We start from the raw sequence: 711 nt of genomic DNA, 5'->3' as shown, positions 1-711 counted from the left end.
TGCACTTCCCAACGGGAAAAATATTTGGGTAGGGGAGATAGAGTCGGCTTTTGCTAAGAATGGACGACCAGAGGGGAAACGTTCTAAGGAGTATATTTATAAGAATTATCCAGAGACCGGAGATGTGACTGTGACAGATGCTGTGGCTATGCAATGGTATGTCTATAATGATGTTTTACACCCACAGGTGTGGGAGATTCGGGACTCACTTCGGATAATACATGGCTATGAGTGTCATCTTGCAACAGCTGATTTTAGGGGTCGTCGGTGGTACGCATGGTTCACCCCTGAGATCCCAATAGACAATGGACCTTGGAAGTTAGGTGGACTACCTGGGTTTATCTTAGAAGCATACGATCAAAATAAACATTATTACTACACTTTACTTGGCTTTGAGGAAAAAGAAATGAATATGTATTATGCTTTGCCTATCGACCTCTTTGACAAGACGGTTGGAGCTATAGAAAAGACTGATAGAATAAAACTATTACGATCAAAGGCCACAGAAGGCCTCAAAGTTTCTATGCAATTGAGATCTATGGGAATACAAGTAAATGAAAGTCAGCCTAAACCTTACGACTTAAAAGAGAGGGATTATAGATAATGATATGAGTAGGACCATTATTGGTTTGGGCAGTATTGTCGCTGCTAGACTTAGTGGTCTATCTGTGAAGTAGTTTTCGATAGTAACAAACTTTACAGATAATTATA

1 protein-coding gene is annotated in these 711 nt (G+C 40.1%); it reads left to right on the top strand.

Going from position 1 to position 711, the window contains the following annotated elements:
• Window positions 1-604 (top strand): GLPGLI family protein (locus IX315_RS09630; RefSeq protein ID WP_211637535.1); only part of this gene is annotated, 604 nt, incomplete at its 5' end.
• Window positions 605-711: the final 107 nt, after the last annotated feature.

Origin of the sequence: Porphyromonas levii (genome assembly GCF_018206105.1) — a bacterium.
Classification (GTDB): Bacteria; Bacteroidota; Bacteroidia; order Bacteroidales; family Porphyromonadaceae; genus Porphyromonas_A; species Porphyromonas_A levii.
This window is presented reverse-complemented; position numbering and strand designations above follow the sequence as displayed.